The 24,062-nt window shown below is 56.8% G+C and carries 23 protein-coding genes, 3 pseudogenes and 1 riboswitch; all 26 genes and pseudogenes read right to left on the reverse strand.

Annotated elements, in window-relative coordinates; all coding sequences use genetic code 11:
• Positions 1-67: 67 nt before the first annotated feature.
• The 26 genes and pseudogenes from C230_RS20630 to rpsP all read right to left on the reverse strand — a co-directional run bounded on the left by C230_RS20630 (position 68) and on the right by rpsP (position 24,039).
• Positions 68-817: an exonuclease domain-containing protein gene (locus C230_RS20630; protein WP_018132857.1), complete on the reverse strand. Its 750-nt coding sequence runs from the start codon at positions 815-817 to the stop codon at positions 68-70.
• A 10-nt stretch (positions 818-827) separates the two neighbouring features.
• Positions 828-1,871 (reverse strand): DUF294 nucleotidyltransferase-like domain-containing protein, encoded by a 1,044-nt coding sequence (locus C230_RS0114935; RefSeq protein ID WP_018132858.1) that lies wholly within the window; start codon positions 1,869-1,871, stop codon positions 828-830.
• A 4-nt stretch (positions 1,872-1,875) separates the two neighbouring features.
• Complete coding sequence (locus tag C230_RS20635) at positions 1,876-2,577, reverse strand: MgtC/SapB family protein (protein ID WP_018132859.1); 702 nt, start codon at positions 2,575-2,577, stop codon at positions 1,876-1,878.
• 149 nt (positions 2,578-2,726) lie between these two features.
• On the reverse strand, positions 2,727-4,130 hold the full coding sequence (locus C230_RS0114945; RefSeq protein ID WP_018132860.1) for an ammonium transporter: 1,404 nt from the start codon (positions 4,128-4,130) through the stop codon (positions 2,727-2,729).
• A gap of 28 nt (positions 4,131-4,158) precedes the next feature.
• Complete coding sequence (locus tag C230_RS23175) at positions 4,159-4,755, reverse strand: ANTAR domain-containing response regulator (protein ID WP_018132861.1); 597 nt, start codon at positions 4,753-4,755, stop codon at positions 4,159-4,161.
• Positions 4,756-5,064: 309 nt separating this feature from the next.
• Positions 5,065-6,180, reverse strand: a complete 1,116-nt coding sequence (locus tag C230_RS20645; RefSeq protein WP_018132862.1) for an FUSC family protein — start codon at positions 6,178-6,180, stop codon at positions 5,065-5,067.
• Positions 6,110-6,310: a hypothetical protein gene (locus tag C230_RS23025; RefSeq protein WP_169332856.1), complete on the reverse strand. Its 201-nt coding sequence runs from the start codon at positions 6,308-6,310 to the stop codon at positions 6,110-6,112. The genes C230_RS20645 and C230_RS23025 overlap by 71 nt, the downstream gene beginning before the upstream one ends.
• Before the next feature lie 106 nt (positions 6,311-6,416).
• A complete protein-coding gene (locus C230_RS0114960; protein WP_040393750.1) occupies positions 6,417-7,655 on the reverse strand; it encodes a nitrate/nitrite transporter in 1,239 nt (412 codons plus the stop codon).
• A gap of 246 nt (positions 7,656-7,901) precedes the next feature.
• Positions 7,902-8,720, reverse strand: a complete 819-nt coding sequence (locus C230_RS21505) for an urease accessory protein UreD (RefSeq protein WP_018132864.1) — start codon at positions 8,718-8,720, stop codon at positions 7,902-7,904.
• Positions 8,717-9,394, reverse strand: coding sequence for an urease accessory protein UreG (ureG, locus tag C230_RS0114970; protein WP_018132865.1), 678 nt, complete (start codon positions 9,392-9,394; stop codon positions 8,717-8,719). Before ureG ends, C230_RS21505 begins: the two co-directional genes overlap by 4 nt.
• A 29-nt stretch (positions 9,395-9,423) precedes the next feature.
• A complete protein-coding gene (locus C230_RS0114975) occupies positions 9,424-10,140 on the reverse strand; it encodes an urease accessory protein UreF (RefSeq protein WP_018132866.1) in 717 nt (238 codons plus the stop codon).
• Positions 10,141-10,151: 11 nt separating this feature from the next.
• Complete coding sequence (gene ureC, locus C230_RS0114980) at positions 10,152-12,215, reverse strand: urease subunit alpha (protein ID WP_018132867.1); 2,064 nt, start codon at positions 12,213-12,215, stop codon at positions 10,152-10,154.
• A 52-nt stretch (positions 12,216-12,267) separates the two neighbouring features.
• Positions 12,268-12,603, reverse strand: a complete 336-nt coding sequence (locus C230_RS0114985; RefSeq protein WP_018132868.1) for an urease subunit gamma — start codon at positions 12,601-12,603, stop codon at positions 12,268-12,270.
• A gap of 15 nt (positions 12,604-12,618) precedes the next feature.
• Complete coding sequence (urtE, locus tag C230_RS0114990) at positions 12,619-13,314, reverse strand: urea ABC transporter ATP-binding subunit UrtE (RefSeq protein WP_018132869.1); 696 nt, start codon at positions 13,312-13,314, stop codon at positions 12,619-12,621.
• Positions 13,308-14,062 (reverse strand): annotated as a pseudogene (gene urtD / locus C230_RS20655) (urea ABC transporter ATP-binding protein UrtD). The gene urtE and the pseudogene urtD overlap by 7 nt, the downstream one beginning before the upstream one ends.
• A pseudogene (locus tag C230_RS23440) lies at positions 14,025-14,282 on the reverse strand (urea ABC transporter permease subunit UrtC); the annotation flags it as partial. The pseudogenes urtD and C230_RS23440, both read right to left, overlap by 38 nt.
• On the reverse strand, positions 14,203-14,448 hold the full coding sequence (locus tag C230_RS0115000; protein WP_018132870.1) for a hypothetical protein: 246 nt from the start codon (positions 14,446-14,448) through the stop codon (positions 14,203-14,205). The gene C230_RS0115000 and the pseudogene C230_RS23440, both read right to left, overlap by 80 nt.
• 65 nt (positions 14,449-14,513) lie before the next feature.
• Positions 14,514-14,624: riboswitch (guanidine-I (ykkC/yxkD leader) on the reverse strand.
• Between the two features lie 185 nt (positions 14,625-14,809).
• Positions 14,810-15,220: a MerR family transcriptional regulator gene (locus tag C230_RS0115005; RefSeq protein ID WP_018132871.1), complete on the reverse strand. Its 411-nt coding sequence runs from the start codon at positions 15,218-15,220 to the stop codon at positions 14,810-14,812.
• 120 nt (positions 15,221-15,340) lie between these two features.
• A complete protein-coding gene (locus tag C230_RS20660; protein ID WP_018132872.1) occupies positions 15,341-16,417 on the reverse strand; it encodes an anthranilate phosphoribosyltransferase in 1,077 nt (358 codons plus the stop codon).
• 94 nt (positions 16,418-16,511) lie between these two features.
• Entirely contained in the window at positions 16,512-16,832 is a 321-nt protein-coding gene (gene nirD, locus C230_RS0115015) for a nitrite reductase small subunit NirD (protein ID WP_018132873.1), read from the reverse strand.
• A gap of 118 nt (positions 16,833-16,950) precedes the next feature.
• Positions 16,951-19,397, reverse strand: a pseudogene (nirB, locus tag C230_RS20665) (nitrite reductase large subunit NirB).
• Positions 19,366-21,546: a formate dehydrogenase subunit alpha gene (gene fdhF / locus C230_RS0115025; protein WP_018132874.1), complete on the reverse strand. Its 2,181-nt coding sequence runs from the start codon at positions 21,544-21,546 to the stop codon at positions 19,366-19,368. Before fdhF ends, nirB begins: the two are co-directional and overlap by 32 nt.
• Positions 21,547-22,078: 532 nt before the next feature.
• Positions 22,079-22,837 (reverse strand): tRNA (guanosine(37)-N1)-methyltransferase TrmD, encoded by a 759-nt coding sequence (trmD, locus tag C230_RS0115030; protein ID WP_018132875.1) that lies wholly within the window; start codon positions 22,835-22,837, stop codon positions 22,079-22,081.
• Positions 22,837-23,367: a ribosome maturation factor RimM gene (rimM, locus tag C230_RS0115035; protein WP_018132876.1), complete on the reverse strand. Its 531-nt coding sequence runs from the start codon at positions 23,365-23,367 to the stop codon at positions 22,837-22,839. Before rimM ends, trmD begins: the two co-directional genes overlap by 1 nt.
• A 151-nt stretch (positions 23,368-23,518) precedes the next feature.
• Positions 23,519-23,746 carry a KH domain-containing protein gene (locus tag C230_RS0115040; protein ID WP_018132877.1) on the reverse strand — a complete coding sequence of 76 codons (228 nt, stop codon included), beginning with the start codon at positions 23,744-23,746 and terminating at the stop codon, positions 23,519-23,521.
• A gap of 29 nt (positions 23,747-23,775) precedes the next feature.
• Positions 23,776-24,039 carry a 30S ribosomal protein S16 gene (rpsP, locus tag C230_RS0115045; RefSeq protein ID WP_018132878.1) on the reverse strand — a complete coding sequence of 88 codons (264 nt, stop codon included), beginning with the start codon at positions 24,037-24,039 and terminating at the stop codon, positions 23,776-23,778.
• Positions 24,040-24,062 lie beyond the last annotated feature (23 nt).

The following is a 24,062-nucleotide window of genomic DNA, read 5'->3' on the forward strand; positions in this document are numbered from 1 at the left end:
AAAAACAGCCGCTTCCGCCACGGCAGCATCTTGCCGGCCGATCGGCGAGCGGCTGTTTTTGTTCTGGTTAAACCCGTTTGGCAAGAATCATCGCTTCGTACAATTCTCCGAGCGTGGTCACCCCTTTTTGCCGGATCTCCTGCAGCAGAATGCTCCACAGTTGGGCGGTCAGCTTCGCATCGCCGATGGCCGTGTGCCGGCCCGCAACCGGAATCCGGCAGGCAGCCAGCAGATCATCCAGGCTGTACTGGTTGAGTCTTGGCCATACCCATTTTGCCACATCATGGGTATCGAGCACGCGGTGCGTCAAATGGGTGCGCGACGTTCGCCACAGGGCGGCGTTTAAAAACCGCACATCATGGCCCGCATGATGCATGACCAGTACGGCATCTCCCGCGAATTCGAAAAATCGCTGCAGTACATCCGCCACCTTCGGCGCGGCCGCCACATCCGGATCGCGGATGCCAGTCAGTTTGCTGACGACCGGCGGGATCGGTCTGGCCGGCTCCGGACGGATCAGAGATTCGAAAGCGGCGTCCGGCATGATCCGCTCTCCGATCATTTCCACCGCACCGATCGCAATCAGTACATCTGTATTCGGATTGAAACCGGTTGTCTCCGTATCGACCACCACAAACCGCGTGTTGGCAAGCGGCGCCACCCAGCCGGCTTCGTTTTTTGTGTTGGATTCCTTAAGCAGATGGCGGATCAACGCTTCCTTCCGCAGATCCGAGTCTCCGGCCATCGACAGCGGCAGAACGTTCGCGTTTTTCGAACGGAAAAAACGGCGCAGCATGCCAAGCAGATTCTGTTCCATCGGCGTTCGCTCACTTCGGCTTGCGGAACCGCCTGGCGGTCCGTTTTTGCAGGTGTCTGGCCGTTCGCATCGCTTCTTTCAAAGCGGCCGCTTCCGTGTCCGACAGCCTATCCGGGCACACATAATTGCCCCAGATCCGGTGATGGATAAACAGCCGCAACGCGCCGGCCACACGAGACGCCCATTGCTCCTCCCAAATCGCCAGATCACGCAAGGCCGCAATCCGCTCCAAAGTGGATGTCGCATGGACACCGTGCGCCAGCGACCAGAGCCGGGCAGCATTCACGATCTGCAAATAGCCGCCTTCCTTGATGTTGAGTTCTCCCATATGATCGCCCCACTTTTCAGTTCGAAAACGGTCGCGCCAGTCGAGCGCCACCGGCTGCTGCCAACCGTGTTGGGCCGTTTGCCAATGGACGAAGGCGAGTTCCCTCACCTGCCCGGAAAACCATTCACGAAGCTCGGCAGCCAACCGGAAATCGCCGCAGATCGGGCGCATATCGGCCGCCATCGCCAAAAAACGGGCATTGTTCCCATCGGGATAACCGGCATACGATCCGATCGCCTGCCGCCATTCCCGCAACGATCCGTTCCAGCGGGGATTTGTCGCCATCACAAAACCGGGACAATAAGGGTAGCCGACCGCAGCCAACCGGCTGACCACCCACTCGGCCAACATTTGAAAAAATGCCCTCGTCTCCCCCCGCGTATCGGAAGGTTCCTCCAGATACAACAGAGCATTATCCTGATCCGGCGCCAGCGTCTGCTCCCGGCGCCCGCCGCTGCCCAGCAAAAGCCAGCAAAACGGGGTGGGCGGGGCCCCTCGGCCGGCGCTCTCCAAATCGGCCAGCGTCAATTCGATCGTGCGTTTGATCAACTGGTCGTGCCACTGATTGATGAAGGAGAGAATTTCGCAAGCATCGAAGCCGGATCTTTGCCAATCGCGGGCCACATCCGGCATCCGGTCATGCAGCACCCGCAACGCGCGAATCTCGTTCGCACTCTCCACCTGGCTGATGATCTGCCTCAACATGGATTGCCCGGCTGCCTGCATTCCATTACTCCTTTCCCGACGATTCCAATTGAACAGATAAAACGTTGTCGATCTTTGAAATCGTTTCCACCACTTCTTGCAGATGAGAATCGACAACAGGAGGAGCGGAAAATTCGATCGTTGTACTCACGACATCCTCATCCGCGTGCATCGAAACATCGGTGATATTGAGCCCTTTTTGTCCCAGAATCGCGGCGATTTCGGCCAGCAGCGCCGGCCGATCGACCGACACGTAGGTCAACTGTTTCCGCTGCGGTTTATGGATCCGCTTTTGTAAGCGCGGAATTCCAACCATACACAAGATCACAAGCGCGACCGTGACAGTTGCGACAAAATATTGCCCGCTGCCGACCGCAAATCCGACAATCATCGCCAACAGCAGCATGGCGGCGGTCGAGTAGCCGCTGATCGCAAACCGGTCGCTGCGCAGCACGATCCCAGCCGCCAGAAATCCGCCGATTCCGCCGCCCACCTGGGCGGCCAGGCGAGCCGGATCAAAACGGGCATTCGGATGGTTGGTAAAGTCGGCAAACGAATAGGTGGAGAGCCACATCAACAGGCAGCCGGACACGGATACGAGAATATGCGTTTTCAAACCGGCCGATTTGTTTTTTCTCTCCCGTTCCCAGCCCAACAGTCCGCCAAGCAGGATGCTGAGCGAGATGCGCAGCAGAAAAACCAAATGGAGATCGGATGCTGCAGCCACTGCTAGTCACTCCCCATAAGCAGGCTTTTCCGGAACGGCAAGAGAACGGGACCCCTGAAGCCCCGCCCCCGCCCACACCCGCTTCCATTTCGACTAAGCGAACGGTTTTCAGATTGACGGGGCCCCGCAATCCCCCTGGACCGTTTGCATCAGTTGAAAGCCGCTTCCGTAGACGTTTTGGCATAGTGGCCGCCGTTTGGCAACTGTTCCGGATAGCCGGATGCGCCGTGTTCGCTGATGTCCAGTCCGATGATCTCCTCTTCGCGGCTGATCCGCAGACCCACCGTGACTTTGATCAGGTACATGATGACAAACGATGCCACGAACACATAGGCGAATGAGGCAGCAACACCCAAGAACTGTACCCACAGTTGATGCAAACCGCCGCCGTAGAACAAACCCGGCTGACCGACACCAACCTTTTCAACGAGGTCAGGAGCAGCAAAGAACCCTGTCGAAAGTGTTCCCCAGATCCCGGCGACGCCGTGAACCGAGAAAGCCCCAACCGGATCGTCGATCTTCAGCACGCGTTCGAAGAAGAGAACCGAGAATACCATCACAATCCCTGCGATTGCACCGATTACCACAGCCGCCCACGGTTTGACGAACGCACAGGATGCGGTAATCGCAACCAAAGCTGCCAAAACGCCATTTAACATGTAGCCGATGTCCGGTTTACCGAGTACCGCCCAGACGGTGAACACAGCTGCTACGGCACCGGCTGCTGCCGCCAGATTGGTGGTCAGTGCCACATACGGGAAGAACGCTCCGTTTGCCGCCAAGGTCGAACCCGCATTAAATCCGAACCAACCAAACCAGAGAATGATTACGCCCAAGACAGAATATACCATGTTATGGCCCGGAATCGTGTTCGACGTACCGTCCTTGTTGTACTTCCCGATACGCGGTCCCAACAGGATGGCGCCAACGAGAGCCGCAGTTCCTCCAACCAGGTGAACGACCGTCGATCCAGCAAAATCCTGCATGCCCAGGCTGGACAGCCAGCCGCCGCCCCACACCCAGTGGCCGATCACCGAATAAATCGCGGCGATGAATACAGTTCCAAACACGAAGTAGACGATCAATTTTGCACGCTCTGCGATTCCGCCCCAGAAGATCGCCAACGATACGCCTGCAAATACGACCTGGAAGAGGAATTTGGCGCCAAGCGGTACACCGGATGCGGAAAGAGACGCAAACACCTCATTCACCTGATCATCCGCTACATGCAAGAACCAACCGCTCGTACCGAATACACTGTTTCCTGTTCCGAAAGTAATGGCAAAACCAACCGCCCAGAATACAAGTGTCGTAAGTGCGAAGCTGAGCACGTTTTTGCCGGCAATATGCCCTGCGTTTTTCATCCGCGTGGCTCCCGCTTCCAACAACGCGAACCCGGCTTGCATCAAGAACACCAGAACCGCTGCCACAATCACCCATACAGAGTCGACCGCGAGCATCGCGTCCTGAACAGTCGGTTCTTGTCCGGCAGCCAGCGCCTGCCCGGTCAACATCGACAAAAGAATCGGCAACAGCGTCAATCCTTTTTTCATCCTGTCTCCTCCATTCATGTGTGTTTCCTTACCCTGACATGTCAGTGAGATCCTGCAGCAGCAGAATGCTCTCCGCAATCTGTACCATGCTCTTGCGGTTGCGCATTGCCTCCCGCCGAATCCGCCCGTACGCTTCCGCTTCCGAGAGTGCGAACCGGTCCATCAAAAGCCCCTTCGCCCGTTCGATCAATTTTCGATTGTTCAGCTCGGTCAGCGCCTGTTCCGCCCGTTTCCGGTACATCCGTTCGCTTTGCCAGCCGGCGACGGCGGTTTTGACCGAACAAACGGCAGCCAACGGGTCGGTTGCGGGCGTCAGGATGCCCTTTGCCCCGATCTCGTCGAACAAGCGGACGACTTTCCGGTTCAGGCGGGCAACGGCCCACAGCACAGGTCCTTGTTCGGCCTGCAGCAACGCTTGCGTCCAGCTGGCCAAATCGACATCGTCCTGCAAAATGCAAGCCTCAGCAGCCACCTGCACGGCGATGGCGGCAACCGCCTGCTCGCCGGATTCCGGCTGTTGCGGAACCTGGACAAACCGCAGACGATACGGGCATTCGGCCAACACCGACGGCAACCATCCGTTCAGCCGATTACCGGAACCGATGACCACAATTTCATCACGCACCCGCCTCCCCCTCACTTCTTTCCGGTTTCATGTCAGAATATATAACACATCACTTCATATCTGTATTCTATGTGCAAAATCAGAAAAGTTCAAACTCGCAATGTAATCAAATATGACGTAACATCTGGATAAGCAACCGTTTTCACTCGATTTTTCTCTGTTTTTCATATCATGTTATGTTTTATTACATAATTCGTCCTGTATCATGCTCAGGCCGCAACAAAACAACCCCTGTCCGTTAGACAGAGGATGCGTGCGTTTGCCACTGCCATTGTGGGTGTTCGATTGGATTCCGGCAGTCTGCGGCCGTTATATTTTCAAAAAATCTGATGTCAATTTTACTAACGCATTGCTTTTGTCAGGGTCCATGAAAGGTACGACCCTGCTGTTGGCGTTCGGGTATTTGACCGCGCCGATCCCTTCGCCGCCGCACGAGGCGCGGAACGCCTCCAGTTCCCGCAGATACTCCAGCAAGTGGTGGTAGAGGTTGTAGAAACACAACGCGGACGCAAAATCCGCATCTGCGGTTTGCTCGGTTCGCTGGCTCCAGATCCCGTTTTTCCTCGCTTCCAGCGCGCGTTGGACCGTTCCAAGGCCGGCACTCCGTCCCGCCACCAATCGCTCCTGCAGCCGGATCACGACCCGGATCGCCTTGTTGGCAAACTGAAGTTCGCCGTGCGCCCGGCCGATTTTTTGCAGATCGATTTTTTGCAGTTCCTTCACGATGTCGCGGATCCGTTCCGCCATGCTCTCAAACGAGTGAAACATCGCCAGCGGATCGCGGCCGGCCGTGTGAAATCTCTTGTCCTCGCGGATCAGACGGGAGATGTCCTTGCCTTTTTCGATATACGCGCGAACCTGCGAAATCTGCCCTTTCATCACGGGATCATACGGGGTTACGCGGCGGTCCTGCAAGTCCAGGCAAATGTAATGGAGCAGGGCTCGCAACATGCGTTCCGACTGGACGGCAGCCACTTCCGCCCGCGCTTCGTGCGCCGGTTTGTGCAGCAGGTTGACCAGCGTACCAATCCCCATCCCGATCGCGACCAGCGCCATTTGGTTGAAGGCCGATTCGGCGAACGTCAGGCGGCTCGTTCCCATCGTGTTGATCGCGATGACGACGGCGACCAGCAGCGAGTTGGTCCAGCCGATTCTCACGTGCAATGCCATCAGCAGCAGGGCGACTCCGCCCATCACCAACCAGGAATTGCCCGCAACAAAGAGCACCCATGCGCCCAAAGCCGCCCCCATTAAGGCGCTGGCTGTCTGTTGCAGTCCGTGGCGAAAGGTCCGGTAAATCGAAGGTTGTACCGCCAGGACCGAAACGATGCCGGCGAATTGGGGCGTGTCGAGTTTACAACTGCGGGCGATCAGAATCGAGAGAGACACGGCCAGGGAAGTTTTGATCACGCGCGCCCCGATCATGCACAGCCTCCTTCCCTGCGGTTTGCCGAACCGCCTGGTGGACACCCGGCAGCATCCGCATTGCATCTCCCGTCACCGGCGGGTTCTTGCCTTCCCGGATTTTCTGGGCAATTTCATACAGCAGCCCCATCCTCAGTCCCTCCCGTTCTCACATGTTGTGGTTTGTTTTCAGGATACCAGGGAGGGAACAGGAACTCAATTTTTTATGTTAGGATATATGACGTAAACTTTCCGTCTTATCCGCTGATGCCGGAACTGACCTGGCCGACCTTTGCCTTGCCTCCTTCTCCGATCCAGGTTCGCTTCCATTGCCCCTGTACCGCCAGCAAAAGCAGGAAGGCGCAAACGGCTATTCCGGACAAAGCAAGGAAACCGGGTGTGAAGGAACCGGTCGACTGCTTCAGGTTGCCGAGAATCTTGGGCAGGAAATAGCCGCCCAGGCCACCCGCCGCCCCGACGATTCCGGTGATAATGCCGATCTCCTGCTGGAACCGTTGCGGCACCAACTGGAACACGGAGCCGTTGCCCATCCCCAGACTCATCATGGCAATAAACAGCATCACGGTCGTCGGCCCCAGTCCGGGCAGTGTCGAGATGCCGGCCATCATCGCGGCGACCACCAGGTAGAGACCGGTCAGCATCCGAATCCCGCCGACTTTGTCAGCCAGCCATCCCCCCACCGGTCGGAAGAAACTCCCGGCGATCACGCACAAGGTGGCAAAATCAGCCGCCCGCACGGGAGACAATCCGTATTGCGTGTTGAAAAATATCGTCAGATAGCTGGACATGCCGACAAAGCCGCCGAATGTGACGCTGTAAAAGATGCAGAAAAACCAAGCGTCTTTTTGCTTCAATACGTTCGCGTAATCGGCCCACTTCCGGGGTTCGGGTTGATTGGGGCTGTCCTTTGCCAGCAGGGAAAACAAGACAAAGGTAATAAGCACCGGAAGCAGGGCGAAACCGAACACCACATGCCAGTCGCCGCCAAAATGCTGTGCGATCCGGTTGGCAAAGAGAGTCGTAAAGATGGTGCCGCTGTTACCCGCACCCGCGATTCCCATCGCCAATCCCTGGTACTGCGGCGGATACCAGCGGCTGGCAAGCGGCAGCGCCGCCGCAAAGCTGGCTCCAGCCACCCCCAGCAACAGAGCGATTACGTATAGCTGGTTCATGCTGTCCGCCAACAGCCAGCCCCAGGAAAGCGGAATCATGGTGAGCAGCATCCCGATCTGTCCGGTCTTTTTCGGGCCGATCGAATCGGTCAAATACCCGAGCACCAGCCGCAGGATCGAACCGCCCAAAGTCGGCAGGGCGACCAGGTTGGCCTTATCGGCTGCGTTCAAGTGAAAGTCGTTTGCAATCACAACGGCAAGCGGTCCCAAAAGCACCCAGACCATAAAACTCACGTCAAAATACAGGAACGCGCTGAACAAAGACGGCGTATGGCCGCTTTTTAAGAAACCTTTAGGCTGCACTCTGTCCACTCCCTCTCTTTTTTCATCTTCAGGAAAAGAAAAATAAAACCATTCCTCCGCTGCCGCCCTCTCTCCATCCCCCTTTGCGTCCATCCGGCAAAAAAAGCCTCTGCTCGTTTCCGAACAGGGGCTTCATTGCCCGGCCATGCCACTCTGGCACACAGCAAGATGTTTTCTCAGTTGAGAGAATAGTACAGAGGCCAGCTGTACACAACCCCTCATGTTATGTTTTCTGACATGCTTTTCTTATTTCCGTACCTTGAATGACGGTTTGCCAAGTAGTTCTCGGCGCACCCGATCCCAACATGCGTGCATGAACGATTGCAAGGCGCTTGCCGAGCCCCCCAGCATCCTGATGGCGAGTCCGTTGTTCAAAAGCAAGCTCACCCCGGCATATACCGGATCGTCCCGCCCGAAACTGATCAGTTCCTGAAGTTGCTCCACGTGCCGGTTGGAAATCTTCTCGGATAACACCCATAATGTGCCAAAATGTGTAAAGTCTCCAAAAATTTGTTTCGCATCCAGCCAGTTTCCGGGTTCCAGCACAAGCGAGTCCCAAACCGTCCATTTCCCGTTCCAATACACCGAAAACCGACTGACCACCTTTTTGTATTGAAATACCTCGCCCCGGCCTACCCTGCCCGGTGTCAGAATCTCGCCAATGATGGCCTGGGCGCCGGTTCTCATCTCCACAACCGTCTCCCCGATAAAATCGGCCCCCCTATAGGGGACCAGCGGTTCCGGAAAATATTCCAGAACCGCTCCCTCGTGCAGGTAAAAACGTTGAATTTGCCGGCTCTCGAAGGCGGCCAGCGAGGGATGCAGCTTGCATGAGGATTGGTTGGTCAAATAGAGATGGGTGTTATTCAGTAGACGACATTCAATTTCCTGCCGATCCCCGTTGAACAAGCCTGGCGATGCGTCCATCAGATACAACAGGAGTTCGCCATGTTCTCCCGTGAACGGTTTTGCCACTTTCAAGGGCGCCCTCTGCCGGGTATCGGCCAGTATGCTGACACCACGGTTCAAAGCGATCGTCCCCGTCCAGGAGCCGTGAACCTTCACACCGTCACCCTTTCCGTTTCACCGTGATACGCTTGCGAGATCCAGCGGGCGATCTCCGGAACCCCGATATTTTCAAACAGATTGGTGAAGAAAAACGGTCTATCTCCCCGCATACGGCGGGAATCCTGTTCCATCACCTGCAGGCTGGCGCCCACATGTTCCGCCAGATCGATTTTGTTGATCACCAAGAGATCGGACCGGGTAATGCCTGGACCTCCTTTGCGGGGAATTTTCTCGCCCTGTGCGACGTCGATGATATAGACGAACAGGTCGACCAACTCGGGACTGAACGCGGCGGCCAGATTGTCTCCCCCGCTTTCGATGAAAATAATGTCGAGATCGGGAAACCGTTTCTCCAGTTCTTCCACCGCGGCAAAATTCATGGAAGCATCTTCCCGGATGGCGGTATGGGGACAGCCTCCGGTCTCCACCCCTATAATGCGGTCCGCCGGTAAGACACCCGTTTTCGTCAGGATTTCGGCATCCTCTTTTGTGAAAATATCATTGGTGATCACCGCCAGACTGTACGTGTCTTTCAGGGTCCAACACAATTTTTCAACGAGTGCCGTTTTGCCCGATCCCACCGGGCCGCCGATGCCGACCCGCAACGCGCGTCCTCCCTGAAAACTCCTGTGTTTCCATGCATGATCGTGGTGAACATGCCCCAGACACATTTTCGTTTCCTCCTTTGAATTTCCTATTTTTACGACATGAAAAGCCGGGAATACAGCGTTTCATGCCGCATGGCTTCAATTTCTTGCAGCAAAGAACAACTGTAAAGCGCATCGGCTGCGGGCGGATCGGCCAGCAACCGACCGGTTGCCTGCTCGATCATGGGAAACATCGACTGCAACACTTTCTGTGCCTCCAGCTGCCCAATCGTCATCGCACGAAGCGCATTTTGTACCAAACTGTTGATTTCGTTGTACAAGTAGCATACAACGGCTGTTTTGCGCGATAACTGGAGATGCATGGACAGCCAGCCGTGGACAACGGCGGGATGTCCGTAGCATTCCTTATTTCGAATCCAGTCGCTATACAGGTCGAGTCCACTGGCGGGATACAATTCCCGCGCCAAGGCCAGGTATCGTTTCCCGACCTTGATCGCACCCTCTCTCGATTCGCGGGCGAAGCGGGACAACGTCAACCGCCGGTCCAGGTTTTTCAGATGTTCCTCTGCATTTGTCCGATCCGGTGAAGCGGTGTGCAGCCATTCCGCATAATGACAGCTCCAGTAGACCCCGGTGCCCTCCATCGGGGCCAAACCGGTAACCAGATAGGCGGTCAGCCATTCGAGCAGACCATGCGAGTCCTTCACCCGATTTTCCTGGAGAGCGGTTTCCAGCCCGTACGAGTGAGAGAAAGCCCCGACCGGAAAAGCGGAATCCGTCAATTGCAGTAAAGGCAGCAGAGAATGCATCCCTGTCCCCCCTAAAACAGAAAATAGCGCTGTGCCATCGGCACCGTCTCGGCCGGTTCGCAGGTTACCCGTTCCCCGTCCGCCATCACCTCATATGTCTCCGGGTCCACTTCAATCTTTGGTGTGACATCATTGTGAATCATGTCTTTTTTCCCGATGTTCCGGCAATTTTTCACCGGCAACACCTGTTTTGCCAATCCGAGTTGCTGCGGCACCCCCGCTTCCCAAGCCGCTTTTGAAACAAACGTGATCGCACATTTCGCAACCGCTTTGCCAAAAGAAGCAAACATCGGACGCCCCATCACCGGTTGCGGAGTCGGAATCGACGCATTCGGATCCCCCATCGCGGCATAGGTGATAAAACCGCCTTTCAATACCAGTTCCGGCTTGACGCCAAAAAAAGCCGGCTTCCACAAAACGAGATCAGCCCATTTTCCGCGCTCGATCGAACCGACGTATTCGGCAATTCCGTGGGCAATGGCAGGATTGATCGTGTATTTCGCCAGATAGCGTTTGACCCGGAAATTGTCGTTGTCCCCCGTCTCTTCCGGCAGAGGACCTCTTTGTTTCTTCATCTTGTCGGCCGTTTGCCAAGTCCGGAGAATCACCTCCCCCACTCTCCCCATCGCCTGCGAATCGGAACTGATGATGCTGAATACGCCGAGATCATGAAAAATATCTTCGGCCGCAATCGTCTCCGGCCGGATCCTGGAATCGGCAAACGCCACATCCTCCGGGATCCGGCTGTCCAAATGGTGGCACACCATCAACATGTCAAGGTGTTCGTCAATCGTGTTCACCGTAAAAGGCCGTGTCGGGTTGGTGGAAGAAGGCAGGACGTTCGGTTCCCCGGCCAGCCGGATGATGTCAGGAGCGTGTCCGCCGCCCGCCCCTTCCGTATGGTAGGTGTGGATGGTGCGTCCGGCGATCGCCCGGATGGTATCTTCCACAAATCCCGCTTCATTCAGTGTGTCGGTATGAATCGCCACCTGGACGTCGAAGCGGTCCGCGACTGTCAGGCACGTGTCGATCGCGACCGGCGTCGTTCCCCAGTCCTCATGCAATTTCAACCCGATGGCCCCGGCCTGAATCTGCTCTTCCAACGCCGCTGCATCCGACGCGTTCCCCTTCCCGAGAAATCCCAGATTCATCGGAAATGCTTCCGCCGCCTCCAGCATGCGGTGAATATTCCAGGCACCCGGGGTGCAGGTCGTGGCATTCGTCCCTGTGGCTGGCCCGGTGCCGCCGCCGATCATGGTGGTGATACCGGATGCCAGCGCGGTTTCAATCTGCTGCGGACAGATGAAGTGGATATGGGTGTCGATCCCGCCCGGTGTGACGATCAGACCTTCTCCGGCAATCACTTCGGTCGAGGCGCCCACCACCAGTTCCGGATCCACCCCATCCATCACATCCGGATTGCCCGCTTTTCCGACACCGACGATGTGTCCATCCTTGATTCCGATATCCGCCTTCACAATCCCCCAATAATCGAGAATCAACGCGTTGGTGATCACTACATCCAGTACGCCCTGCGACCGAGTGGCCCGGGATGATTGCCCCATACCGTCCCGCAGCACTTTGCCACCGCCAAACTTGCATTCATCGCCGTAAACGGTGAAATCTTTCTCCACCTCGATAAACAACTCCGTATCCGCCAGACGCACTTTGTCACCAGTGGTAGGGCCAAACATGCTGGCGTATGCTTCCCGGGTCATTTTCAATCCTGTCTGTTCGGGTGATGGATTTTGCTCAATCGCTTGCTTGACCGACCCGGACACCAGCCCGTTGTGTCCGTAAATTTCCCGGTTGCCGCCGATCGCGACCAACTGCACGACCTTTTCCTCCCCTGGCTCAAACCGTACCGCCGTTCCGGCAGGGATGTTCAGACGCATTCCCTTGGCTTTTTCACGGTCAAAATCGAGTTCTTTGTTCACTTCATAAAAATGAAAATGAGACCCCACCTGCACCGGCCGATCTCCCCGGTTAATCACTTTCAAATCGGTCGTTTTCCTTCCGGCATTGAGCAAAATCGGTTCGCTTTTCAACCGATATTCACCCGGTATCATGACCATCTCCCTCACTTCCCTTCGTTACTCTCTGAACGGGCGGGTGTACTTGACCATTTCATATTTGGTCTTTGACTATGGTCCCGTCCTTGGGCCGGATCGGCATATGAACTGTGACCAGCTTTGTCCCGTCCGGGAAAGTCGCCTCCACCTGCACTTCTTGAATCATCGCATCCACCCCTTCCTGTACATCTTCTTCTGTCAGGATGGTGGTTCCCCAATGCATCAGCTCACTGACCGATTTTCCGTCTCTCGCCCCTTCCAGAATTTCATATGTGAGAATTGCCATCGCTTCCGGATAGTTTAATTTCAAGCCGCGTTTCTGGCGGCGGCGGGCCAAATCGGCCGCCACCACGATCCACAATTTTTCTTTCTCCCTGTCCGTCAGATGCATAAACACCAACCTCTCTCACACGGTCAGATAAACCCGGACCACGTCTTCCCCGATCTTCGTCGGTTGGCCTTCCGCCGCCACGGATCCTTTTTCCAAAACGTAACAATAATCCGCCACAGCCAAGGCGAAATCGAGACTCTGTTCGACCAGAACGATCGCCATGCTTCGTTTCTCTTTTAGCGACCGGATGACTTCTTCAATCTCCTGCACAAGATTCGGCTGAATCCCTTCCGTTGGCTCGTCAAGCAACAGCAGTTTAGGCCGGGTGACCAATGCTCTGGCGATGGCAAGCTGCTGCTGTTGACCTCCGCTGAGGTCACCCCCTTTGCGCGAACCCATGGTTTTCAACAATGGGAACATCTCGTAGATCTCGTCCTGAATCTTGCGCTCCCGTTTGGGTAACGGCTGTAGTCCCAACTGTAGATTTTCTTCCACCGTCAATTGGGGAAAAATCTCCCTCCCCTGCGGCACATAAGCGATCCCCCGGGCGGCCCGCTGTTCCGGTCTGAGATTCGTGATGTCCTGCTGTTCGAAGCAAATCGTTCCCCGCTGCGGATGCAGAAGACCGATGATAGTTTTTAAAAGCGTCGTTTTCCCTACCCCGTTCCGCCCCAGCACAGACACTACCTGTCCGGTTTGCACGGAAACATGTAAGTTGCGCAAGACCACCGTTTCTCCGTAACACACTTCCAGATTCTCCAGCTTTAACATGCCGCTTCGATCCTCCGTCCCAGATACACTTCCGTCACCCGGGGGTCTTCCTGCACCTCTGCGATGGTTCCCCGGCAAAGAATTCTGCCTTCATGCATGACTGTCACATGGTCGGAAAATTTTCTGACAAATTCCATGTCATGATCCACCACCAACAGCGAACGGGTTTTCGCAATTCCTGAATCAACTGGCCAGTCTTTTCCGTTTCCGGTTTGGTCATGCCGGCCACCGGTTCATCGAGCAAAAGCAGTTCTGGATTCTGCATCAGCAACATGCCGATTTCCAACCATTGCTTCTGCCCGTGTGCCAATGTCTCGGCTTTCATATGCGCGAAGTCGAGCAGGTTGATCATTTCGAGCTGCTGCCAAATCTGATCCCGTTCTTCCGCTGACAGTTTTGCCCGTAGAGCGGCCAGCAGGTTGCGGTTTTGTTGCATCGATAATTCGAGATTCTCAAACACAGTCAGATTGCCGAATACAGACGGGGCTTGAAACTTGCGGCCGACGCCCAAGCGTGCAATCTGATATTCCTGCAGTTGGGTCAAGTCGATTTCACCCTTGAAAATCACTTCCCCACGCTCCGGTTTGACTTTGCCGCAGATGACATCCAGCAGGGTGGTTTTGCCCGCCCCGTTCGGACCGATCAGAAAATGAACCTCGCCCTGTCGCATTTCGAAATCGATCTGGTTCAACGCTTTAAAACCGGCAAAATCAACCGTTACGTCTCGGATCCAGAGAATGGGTTTCATAGAAACGATCCACCGCCCTTTTCCAGCCGAATTTTTCCCGAAACCAATCCGACACACCAACAATTCCGTGTGGCAAGAAAAGCACGACGACAAGAAACAGTCCTCCGAGAAAATACAACCAGATATCGGGATACGATTCGCTAAAAAAGCTTTTCGCTGCATTTGTCAACACAGCGCCGACAACCGCTCCGAATAATGTTCCGCGGCCGCCAAGAGCCACCCTTTTCTTTGACCAGGTACCAGACAAACCAACCGGGCCACGGACTCAGCCCCAGGCGGATTTTTTGTTGGTTTGCGCCGGAAGTTTGCGAAGCTTCACCACCGGAACAGCCCGTCGTCGCAACCAGCAGCAGGGCACTGATCAACCATGCAGCCAGTTTTCTCATAAAATCCTCCTCCTCGCTAAAAATTGCTCTTGAATAAAAAAGGAGTTAACAAACAGATTGTTAACTCCTCCCGGGCTTTTGTCCCTCCGTGTAGCATTTGCACCAGGCAAATGCCGTTCTCTCTTGGACCAGTCCCCACCGAACATCCCGTGGGCGGAACCCTAGAAAACCTTGATCTATGTGGTTGTGGTTTGAGCATAGCAAAATCGGTTGGGAAGTTGAATATTCCATGTTAGACTATCTAACACGTAATCGAAATTTGAGAGTCTTGTTGAACCTGTAAGTCGCGACAAAGAAAATTTCAGCCACCCCGTTCAGTTTGTTCGGGCGGCCGAATGAGTACTGACAAATGGGTGGAAGGCTATTTTTTCTGCTGATTTTTGTAAAACTGTGCCAATTGACCTTCAATGATGGAGGTTGACCAGGAACGTTCGGTCCGATTGTGCAGTTGATTGCGAATTCCCCGCAGCAGGCGGGCGTCGTCCAGTTCCGTTTCCGAAGGCAGGGGTTGCTGCACCGGTTCCGAGGGCGTCTGCGGCGGCTCCAGGATCTGCTTGATCTGGTAAATCGGATACTCCTGATCCATCATGTCTTTGATCCGCAACAACCGCGCCACGTCATTGATCGAGTACAGCCGTTGCTCGCCTTCAGAACGGAGCGGACTGACAAGTCCCAGTTCTTCGTAATAGCGAATTTGCCGCAGGGATAGCCCTGTTAATTTTTTCACAATCCCGATCGTCAGCACGGCCATGTCGCGAGGCACCGGATCCACCGGAACATCCCTCCGTTTCTGCTGGGCAACGCGATGGGCCGCCGGCAGGTGTGCAAACCGCTCCTGTTGCTCCCGCCGTTCAACCGCTGCGGGCGGTGAACCGCCAGGCTTTGCCCCTGGTTATGGCGATTCCGCCGGCGCCCTGCGCCAATCCTCAAATTTCTTCCACGCGTCTCCCGCATCCAGTACGGAGCGGCCGAGTTCGATTCCCTCTCCCATGTTTTGCACCCGTTCCGTCAGCCACAAACGCAACCCGCTGTTGAGCAGCACCATATTTCGGTACGCATGTTCTCCTTGCAGCACGCCGGCGATCGACGCAGCCTGTTCGGCGGCCGTCAAATTCGCCGGTTCATTTTCCGCGTGCAGTCCGTATCGCTTTGGATCGATCAGGTGTTTTTCCATCGTGCCGTCCTGAATCCAATACAAGGCGGAAGGACGGTTGACGGGCACATCCTCCGAACCGTCGATTCCCTGCACGATCATCGCCCGCTTGTAACCCAGTTTCACCGCCAGCTCCGCCGCCTTTTCGAGAACGGTCGTGTGGAAGACGCCCGCCACCAGATAGTCGGCGTTTGCGAGGTTGAGGAATTTTTCCGCTGTATTGAGCAGCGTCCGCACCCCGAGCTGTTCGCGAACCGGACGCAGTTGTCTAAGCGGCCGGCAAAAATTTTCCGTGTCGATGAACGCGATCCCCAATTGATTGAGCATCCGGCCAACCGTTTGCCCGTCGCCGCCTGTCGGAACGCCCGCCTCGCGCAGGATTTCACGCAAGCTGACCCCATACTTGGGCGGCAGCGTTCCGCTTCCGTGCAAGACGACCGGCACGCCGGCCGCAGCCAAAACGGCCGCCACCGGGATGGTCGCCGCAAACGATTTTGCCCGCCCATCATAAGGCCCGGCACAATCCAAAACACCGCCGAGCGAATGCGGGATCACGGTGGACCGCTCCCGGGCAGCCTCGATAAACGCGAGCAGTTCGTCGACCGTCTCGCCTTTCACCCGTTCCGCGATGAAAAATGCGCCGATCTGGGCATCGCTCGCCTGCCCGTCAAAAATCTGTGCGGCCGCTTCCTTGGCCGCTTCGTACGGGAGATCCTTGGCCCCTTTTTTGCCGCGGCCGACTTCCTTGAGAAATTGCTGCATTGTGTTCCGCCCCTTCGTCGCGATTCCCGCCAAAGCCATACCAACCGAAAACATACGATGCACCATCCAAACGGCTGCCGTTTCGGGAGACCCGAATCGTTCGCCAACCGGACGCTCTAGCAGGAATCGAAAGTGTATACCAGTCTTCCTACATACTGATATACACTTTCTCGTTCACCACGTCTACCTGGAACGTCGTGACACATCCGTTGTCGGGGGCCTGCACATTCCCGTCTCGCAAACAGATTTTCCAGTCGTGCAGCGGGCAGAATACGTACTCCCCGCAGACGATTCCTTCCGCCAGCGGCCCGCCTTTATGCGGACAGCGGTTTTCCACCGCCCGCACCTCGCCTGTGCTCAGGCGAAACAATGCGATTTCGCGTCCGTCCACTTTCACCACCCTGCCCGTTTGCACGGTCAGTTCCTGTAATGTGGCCACTTGCAGCCTGACCGCCTGTACTCCTTTCATCGCAATCCCTCCTCGCGAGACTTGTGCATTTTGGGCCTCAATTCCGCCTGGCTGCCGCTCCCACGGGGTCGCCAAAACAGCTGTCACCCAACCGCGGAGAAGCGGGAAGCACCACCATCTATTGTCTGTCCCCCGCCAGCACCGACAGCTCCTCAAACAGCGAACGAGACTGTTGGTTGCGGACGATCTCCTGCCACGGATCTTTCAAGACCGACAGCGCCACGTCGATCCGTTCGTTCAACTGGCGGCGGGTTTCCGGATCGTCCAGCACCTGCCGGATCGCGTCCACGCCGACCCGTTCCACCCAATAGGACGTGCGTTCCCCGTAGTTGGCGTTTTCCCGGTAGTACTGCAGGAACGCGCCGATCCATTCCATCACTTCCGCTTCCGTCTTCACCTTGCACAGCAGATCGCCGGCCCGCACATGCACGCCGCCGTTGCCGCCGACGTAGAGTTCCCAGCCGCCGTCGATTCCCACGACGCCCACATCTTTGATTCCCGATTCCGCACAGTTGCGGGGACATCCGGACACCGCCATCTTCACCTTCGCCGGCGTGTTCAGCCGTTCAAATTTTTTCTCGATGTCGATACCCATCTGGATCGAATTTTGCGTTCCAAACCGGCAAAAATCGCTTCCGACGCACGTTTTGACGGTACGGATCGCCTTGCCGTAAGCAAATCCGGACGGCATGTCGAGTTCTTCCCAGATCTTCGGCAAATCTTCCTTTTTCACACCCAACAGATCGAGCCGCTGGCCGCCGGTGATTTTCACCATCGGCACCCGGTATTTCTCGGCCACTTCGGCAATCCGTTTCAGTTCTGCAGGCGAGGTGACGCCCCCATAGATGCGGGGGACCACCGAATAGGTGCCGTCCTTTTGGATGTTGGCGTGCATCCGTTCGTTGACGAAGCGGGACTCCGGCTCGTCCGCATGTGCGTCCGGCCAGAGCAGGTTGAGATAATAATTGAGCGCCGGCCTGCATTTGGAACATCCTTCCGGCTCATGCCATTCCAGCACGTGCATCACTTCCCGCACGCTCGTCAGACCCTTTTCCCTGATTTCCGCCAGCACTTCTTCCCGGCTCAGCGATGTGCAGGAACAAATCGGCTCTTTCTGCGCCGCCGCAACCGCGTCGCCCAGGACGTGCTCCAACAGTTGGGCCACCAGCGGTTTGCAGCCGCCGCAAGAGCGTGACGCCCCGGTGCAGCCCTTGATCTCTTCCACCGAGCACAGCCCTTTTTCGCGGATCGCTCGCACGATTCTGCCCTTCGACACCCCGTTGCAGCCGCACACGATCTCGTCGTCCGCCATCGCCGCAACGGCAGATGCGCCGCCCGCCCCCCTGGCTGCTCCGCCTGCCGTCGCAGCCGGATTTTCCAAAATCGACACGCGCCGAATCTGCATCACATCGGTACCGTTTCGCATCATCTGCAAAATGCGGGAACTGTCGCTTGTATCCCCGAACAGCACAGCGCCGACCACTTTGTTGTCGCGCACCAGAATTTTTTTGTAGATGCCGGCGAACTCGTCGTGCACGCGGATCGCTCGCGTGTCGGGACTGTCCAGAAACTCGCCGGCGGAAAATACATCCACCCCCGACACCTTCAGCTTCGTATAGACGATCGAACCTTCGTACGGCGCGGTTTCCACTCCGCAGAGCCGTTTGGCCAGGACCTGCCCCTGCTCAAACAAAGGCGCCACCAGTCCGTAGACCACCCCGCGGTGCTCCGCGCATTCCCCCACCGCGTACACATGCGGCACGTTCGTTTCCAGATAGTCGTTGACCACGATGCCGCGGTTGACCTCGATGCCGCTGTCCTTCGCCAGACTTACGTTCGGCTTGATGCCGACCGCCATCACGATCAGATCGGCTGCCTCCTCCGTGCCGTCCGCAAACCGCAGCCCGGTCGCCCGCTTGCCGCCGAGGATTTCGGCCGACTGCTTTTCCAGCAGGAACCGCATCCCCTGCTTTTCCAGCTCCCGCTGCAAGAGCTTCGACGCAACCGGGTCCAGCTGCCGCTCCATCAGATTGTCGAAAATGTGAACGACACTGACCTCCATCGACAGGTTGAGCAGCCCGCGCGCCGCTTCCAGCCCGAGCAATCCGCCGCCGATAACGATCGCTTTTTTGTATTTCTTCGAGGCTTCGATCATCGTCTCACAGTCCTTGATGTCCCGGAACGGATCACCCCTTCCTTGTCGGTGCCGGGAATCGGCAGCATGAACGGCAGCGAGCCGGTGGCGAGAATCAGATCGTCATACGGTTCCACGATCCCGCCATCGGTGTAGACCAAACGCTTCTCCGTATCGATTTTCGTCACCGTCTGACCGGCGTGCAGCATGATTCCGTTTTGCTCATACCAATCCCAGTCATTCAGCACGATGTCCCGGATGTCCGCATCGCCTGCCAGCACGGATGACAACAAAATCCGGTTGTAGTTCGGATGCGGCTCTTTGCCAAAAATGGTGATCGCAAACCGGTCCGGCGCCAGCTGCAGAATCTCCTCGACGCACCGGACGCCGGCCATTCCGTTACCGACCAGCACCAATTTTTGCTTGTTCATGTTCTTTCTCCCTTTCGCTTCCGGTTCTGATTTTCCTAAACGAGACGGCGCACAATTTAAACTCCGGCATCCGCGACTCCGGGTCCAGTTCCGGGCTGGTCAGCCGGTTGACGGACCGTTCCTCCTCCCAGTGCATCGGCACAAACAGGGTGTCCGGCCGGATGGATGGGGTGATTTTCACCCGGTATTGCACGGTTCCCCGGCGGCTCGCCAGTTCCACCCAATCGCCATCTTCGATCCCGTTGGCCGCCGCCGTCTCCGGATGCATCTCGACATACGGTTCGGGGCACCTCGCGTTCAATGACACCGTCCGCCGGGTCTGCACCCCCGTCAAATAGTGGTTGATCAGGCGGCCGGTCGTCAGCCGATAGGGATAGTCGCCGTCAGGCAGTTCGCCCGCTTCCCTGCATTCAACCGGATGAAACATCGCCTTGCCGTGCGGATGGGCAAACCGCTCGGCAAACAGCCGCTCCGTGCCCGGATGCTCCTCTGCCGGGCAGGGCCAAAAAACGCCCTTTTGCCGCTCGATCTTTTCGTAACTGATGCCGGAATAATCCGCCTTGCCGCCTTTGCTCGCCAACCGCAGCTCTTCGAAAATCGCTTGCGGCGAGTCGTACGCGAAAAACCGTCCTTTGCCCAGACGTTCCGCCAGATCGCACAAAATCCGCCAGTCCGCCCGCGCCTGCCCGGGCGGCCGCTGCGCCGCCCGGCGCAGAATCACGCGGCCTTCCAGATTCGTCATGGTTCCCTCGTCTTCCGTCCAGGCGGAACCGGGCAGCACGATATCGGCCATTTTCGCCGTTTCGCTTAAAAAGAGATCGACCACCACCAACGTATCCAGCGCCGCCACCGCCCGTTTCACCAGGTTGCTGTTCGGGCTGGAAGTGACCGGATTGGACGCGAGCACGAACAAGCCTTTGATTTCGCCGGCCGCCATCGCTTCAAACAGCTCATAGGCCGATTTTCCCTTGCCCGGCAGTTCCCGTTCGTCGATCCCCCAAACGGAAGCGATGTACCGGCGGTGTTCCGGATGCTCGATCGAACGGTAGCCGGGCAGCTGATCCGCTTTCTGGCCGTGTTCCCGCCCGCCCTGGCCGTTGGCCTGACCGGTCACCGCCCCGTAGCCGCAGCCAGGCCGGCCGATTTTGCCGGATGCCAGCACCAGATTGAGACAGCTCAGCACATTGTCGACACCGCGTGCGTGCTGCTCGATACCGCGCGCCGTGTACAGAATCGCCGTCTCCGCCTGCCCGTACCAACGCGCAATCTGGCGGATGTGTTCCACCGGCACGTCGGTGATCTGCGCCACCCTTTCCGGCGTATAAGAACGGACCGTCCGTTTCACCTGCTCGAATCCGATCGTGCGGTTCTCGATAAAATCGGAGTCGATCCAGTTCTCTTCGATCATCACGTGCAGAATGCCGTTCATCAGCGCCAGATCGGTTCCCGGCCGAATCGGGACGTGCAGATCGGCCAGCTTCGCCGTGCCGGTTGCCCGCGGATCGACAACCACGATCTTCGCCCCGTTTTTCTTCGCCTGCAGCAGGTAGGGAAGGATGGTCGGCTGGCAGTCGGCCAGATTCGCGCCGACGATCAAAATGAACCGGGCGAGCGGGATGTCATGCAACGGAACCGTCATTCCCCTGTCGATCCCGAACGCCTTGTTCATGGCGGCCGCCGCCGAGGACATGCAGTAACGCCCGTTGTAGTCGATGTTGCGGGTGCCAAGCGCCACCCGGGCGAATTTTCCGAGCAGATACGCCTTTTCGTTGGTCAACGACCCGCCGCCGTAAACGGCCACCGCGTCACGCCCGTGCCGCTTCTGGATCGAGGCGAATCGCTCTGCGATCTCATCGATCGCTTCCTCCCATGTGGCGAGTGAGAATTGCCCGTTTTTCCGGATCAGGGGCACCGTCAGCCGTTCCCGGTGGCGGACATGTTCATGCGCGGCGATTCCTTTCAGGCAGGCTCTGCCGGATGCGACCGGAAATTCTCTCACCGGCTGCACGCCCGTTATTTTGGATTGAACCGGATCGACGCGCAGTTCAAGCGCACACTGCATGCTGCAAAAGCAGCAGTGGCTGGCGACGCCGACTTCAGGTGCCGTCTGGTCGACCTTGGTTTGAAACGTATGCAGCAAGTTCTGCATGTGGACCGGACCTCCTTTGCATTTGCCAGTGGCTGCCTCGCCCGAGTACCGGCCCCGTTGCCCGCAACCGCATAAAGCGAAATAATCGAAGCCCTGACACGAACCTGTTGCCCGTCCGGGAGGACACTACGTCCCGGCGGACCGCACGCAGGTTGCTGCAGGGCTTCATTGCCGCAACACGATTTTGACAACATTGTCAAAACACGGTCTCTTGATATGTGTTATTTTTTCTAACATGTACCTTCATTATATACAGGAGGAGGGCGGTTAGCAAGAGGTTTGTGTTAGATTTTCTGACATACAATGATTAATCAGGGTTGAGGGATCAGGAGCTTGTTAGTCAGCAAATCACAAAACGGAAAACATCGGAGCAGGTTATCTGAAAATAGCCAACTGTTTGGAAGCAGGCAAACAGGAGGGTGCCAACAAGCAGATGGCGGCGTTTGAAAGACAGTTGGAAACGAACCAACAGCGAACCGGCCGCATAGACTAGATCGGGGTCGCCTCTCCGGCATCGTTCAGGGGATACAGCTCATGATGTCCGGGGAGGGGCCCCGCCTTCTTCTGCGGCGATTTCCTGCAGCCACCGGCGATCCTGCTCCGTCAGTTCCGCCCGCTCAAGCAGATCGGGACGCCGCAGGTAGGTGCGACGCAGGGATTCTCGCCGGCGCCACTGCTCGATTTTTTCATGATGGCCCGACAGCAGCACATCCGGCACTTTCCAGCCGCGAAACTCGTATGGGCGCGTGTAATGGGGATGTTCCAGCAGGCCGTTGCGGAACGAATCAAGTTCAGCCGACGCATCGTTCCCCAGCACCCCCGGCAGCAGGCGGACCACCGAGTCGATGATCGCCATCGCCGGGATCTCGCCGCCGGTCAGCACATAATCGCCGATCGAGATCTCATCGGTGATCAGATGCTGGCGAATCCGTTCATCGTACCCTTCATAATGGCCGCAAATCAAGATCAGATGCTGTTCCCGCGCCAACTCCAGCGCCCGTTCCTGCGTATACGGAACTCCCTGCGGGCAGGTGAGAATAATCCGCGGTTTGGTGTCAGATTGTTCGAGCAGCGATTCGACCGCCGCAAAAATCGGCTCCGGCTTCAGCACCATGCCGCCTCCGCCGCCATACGGAGTATCGTCCACCGTCTGGTGCTTGTTCGTCGAGAACTTGCGAAAATCGGTCACGCCGATCTGCACAGCGCCAGACGTCCGGGCACGGCCGATGATGCTTGCGGACAAAACGCCCTCGAACATCTCAGGAAACAAAGTCACAATGTCGATCTTCATCAATCGATCAAACCTTCCAGCAAATGGACGCGAACCAGTTTGTTTTCCACATCGACGTGTTTGATGCAGTCGGGAATTGCCGGCAACAGGATGTCCTTGCCTTTCGGCGGCCTGACGACATATACGTCATTGGCGCCCGGCTGCAGCACCTCGACCAATTCCCCCAACTCTTCGCCATCCTCCGTGATCACGCGGCAGCCGACCAATTCGAAAATGTAATTGCTGCCCTCCGGCAGCGGCTGCAAGTCCGATTCGCGGATCATCAGTTCGCCGCCCTTGTATTTTTCCACGTCGTTGATCGAAGGATGTCCCGCAAACTTCAACAAATAGAATTTTTTATGTACGCGCGCCGATTCGACGACCAGTTCGACCGGCTCCGGAAAATCGGGGTGCACCAACAGCAATCTGGACCCTTTTATAAACCGCTTGTCCGGAAAATCGGTATGGCTGATGACGCGCACTTCCCCCCGGATGCCTTGCGTATTGACAAGTGAACCGACACGGATCAGCCGTTCCTGCACAGCGATCACCCCCTTATCTCCAGCATGCCCTGTTCCGGTTGCTCCTACATAGGTTGGGCTTCATCGGGTTCCCAACAGAGCAAGCGGAATCCACTTCGGAGCTTCGCGTCACTTGGCTGGGAACAGTTCAGGGTCGAAAACCCTGAGATTTCCGACCCTGTTACAGGATATCCACGGTCGCCCGCTTGTCTTCCTGCAAGGCGGCCGCGGCCACGACGGTGCGGATCGCTTTCGCGATCCGTCCCTGTTTTCCGATAATCTTGCCGGCATCCCCCGGCGCCACGCTCAATTGATACACCACCGAATCGCCGTTCGCCGTTTCCGTGACCCGAACCTGATCGGGATGATCCACAAGCGCCTTGGCAATCAGTTCAACAAGTTGTTTCATCGCCAAGCCCTCCCGACATTGGAGTGGACTTACTTCATCTCGTGAACTTTCTTCAGGATGCCCGTCTTGCTGAACAGGTTGCGAACCGTATCGGACGGTTGCGCACCGGTTTTCAGCCACTTGATCGCTTTCTCTTCATCGATGTTGATCTGAGCCGGCTGCGTAACCGGATTGTAAGTACCGATCTCCTCGATGAAACGGCCGTCTCTCGGCGAACGCGAGTCGGCCACCACCACGCGGTAGAACGGAGCTTTTTTGGCCCCCATGCGCTTCAAACGGATTTTCACTGCCATCGTTTTCACCCCCTAGCTAAAGT

The sequence above is a fragment of the Effusibacillus pohliae DSM 22757 genome, assembly GCF_000376225.1.
GTDB classification, from domain to species: Bacteria; Bacillota; Bacilli; order Tumebacillales; family Effusibacillaceae; genus Effusibacillus; species Effusibacillus pohliae.